This window comes from Methylobacterium sp. WL116, from assembly GCF_008039455.1.
GTDB lineage: Bacteria > Pseudomonadota > Alphaproteobacteria > Rhizobiales > Beijerinckiaceae > Methylobacterium.
On sequence record NZ_VRUV01000640.1, the window covers coordinates 1 to 2,255 of the forward strand.

Annotated in this window: 1 protein-coding gene and 1 pseudogene; one reads left to right on the forward strand and one right to left on the reverse strand. The window is 67.0% G+C overall.

Going from position 1 to position 2,255, the window contains the following annotated elements; translation table 11 throughout:
* Window positions 1-269 precede the first annotated feature (269 nt).
* Window positions 270-1,277: a PAS domain-containing protein gene (locus FV223_RS25660; protein ID WP_187276248.1), complete on the reverse strand. Its 1,008-nt coding sequence runs from the start codon at window positions 1,275-1,277 to the stop codon at window positions 270-272.
* Between the two features lie 320 nt (window positions 1,278-1,597).
* Here FV223_RS25660 and FV223_RS25665 point away from each other — a divergent pair.
* Window positions 1,598-2,255: pseudogene (locus tag FV223_RS25665) on the forward strand (methyl-accepting chemotaxis protein); the annotation flags it as partial.

Here is a 2,255-nt window from a genome sequence, read left to right on the forward strand (position 1 = left end):
TCCGGCATGACAGCCGTCCCGAAATGTCCGTCGCGCCGTTCTGGACACAGGAGGAGGCTCCGATGATCGGGCGTTTTATGAGGGACGCCCGCGTGTTGCATAGTCGACCGCGCTTCGCGCGAGCCGGCATCCACCGCGCCTGAAGGCGCTCTCAAGACACGTCCGATCCGAGTGGGCATGACGTCGAACCGTCCGGCGATGCCGGCCGCCAAGGGCGCGGCATCATCGATCGCCGGCCCCGACGGCGCGTCGGCTCGAGATCCAAACGATCAGGCGCCACGCCGATCCCTGGTCAAGATCACCCCCGTCATGCCGTCGAGGGTCCCGATGAAATCGATGCCGGCGCCTTCCAGGGCTCGACGCATCGCCAAGCGGGTTCGCGGCTGCACCGTCCCGACCTCCTCCTCCAGGCGCCGGATGCTCGAGACAGAGACGCCGGCGGCCCGAGCCAGATCCACGACGGACCAGCGCAGCATTGCGCGGGCTCCGCGCACGAGCGTCCCGGTGATCTCAGGCGACGAGAATCGACCGCTGGGCGGCATCTTCTGCATGATCCCGATCCACTCGCGCACCGAACCATCGGCATCGTGGAGGGGTATGGTGTGGTTGCTGTACCAATGGACCGTCCCGTCCGCGCGGAGAACACGGTGATCCGCCTCGTAAGGCGTGCCGTGCTCCATCGCCGTTCGCCATGCCGACTCGATCCGTGCCCGATCCTCCGGGTGGATCGCGGCGAGCCAACCGTCGCCCTGCATCTCCGGGCCCGTCTGCCCGGTCAGGACCTGCCATGTCGGGCTTGGCCGCGCCTTCCCATCCGGAGCCGTCGTCCAGACCACGGCCGCGATGGCATGAACGAGGCCGCGATAGCGTGCGGTGCTCTGCTCGGCGAGCAGACGCGCCTCGTGCGGGCCGGTCACGTCGAAGGCGATGCCCTCGGCACGCATCGGCCGATGGGCGTCGTCGAGAACGATCTGGGCCTTGACCGAAACCCAGCGCACGGTGTGGTCGGGACGCACAAGCCGGACCGTGCGGTCGATCGCCCGGCCGCTGTAGAGCATGTCGAACAGCTCGCCGAGGGCTTCGCGATCGTCCGGGTGGAGAAGTCGGTCGAGCAGGCCGAGGAGGCTCTCGTCCGAAGGCAGGCCGGTGATGTGGGCGAGACCCAGCGAGCCGCTCATTTCGCCGGTCCGCAGGTTGAGGGACCAGACGCCGACCTGGCCGGTCGCCTCGAGAAGGTTGAGCAACTGGTAGGAGGATGCATGGCGTCGGGCGGGCATCGCCCGACTTGGCCAGACGCTCCGTCGGAACGCAACGTCGAGCCGGGGCGAAAGAGTGCATATCGCTCTTTTATTCATCGCTCGGAGTCGAACCGAGCGGTTTGCGCTCTCGGACGGTGTCGTTCGTAAGCCGGAAACGCGCATTGTGAGACGTGCGGTCAATCATGCATCCATGAAAATCTTCTATCTTCCGAGACGTCCGTGATGGTCGTCGCGATGTCGCGTCGCAGGTCTGTCGTCCGGATTGTTGATGTTCTCAAGAATTCGGGGGATTTGTCATCATGCGTTGGACGATCGGAAAGAAACTTGGTGCTTCGGGCGTGATCGGAGTCCTGCTCGCCACGGCCCTCGTCATGAACCAGTGGATCAGCGCCCAGCATATCATCGACGCGAACGCCGCGGCCGGACGCGAGCAGATCATCCTTGCAGGCATCCAGCAGACCCGCCTCTCGCACGCGGAGCTTCAAGCGGCAGTCGGCGACATCCGCACCGCGGAAACCACCGAGCAGGTCGCCCGCGTCGCCGAGCGCATCCGCACCGGCAAGGCAACCGGCGCAGCGGCGCTCGACGAGCCGATCCGGATCGCGCTCATCCCGGGCGTTCTTCAGGACCTTCGGACGAATCTCGTCACCTACGCCGACCTCGCGGCATCGCTGGCCGACATCATCCGCTTCGAAAATGGCGCGCGGTCCGTCGACGGGAACAGGCTGTCGCGGATCGTCGCCGAGCAGCAGCGCGTGAACACGCTGTTGAACGAGGCGGGAACGGAATCGGTCGCCAATGCCCAGCGCTTCGCGGACGAGGCGCGGCGGAACACGGTCGCGACCGCCGAGTCCGCCAACCGGATCGGGCTCGCCATCGGCGGCACCGTCATCCTCGTCCTGATCGGCTCGGCCGTGTTCTCGGCCCTCTCGATCGGCCGCCCGATCCGCCAGCTCGCCGCCTGCGTGAGCGCCATCGCGCGGGGCGCCACGGCGG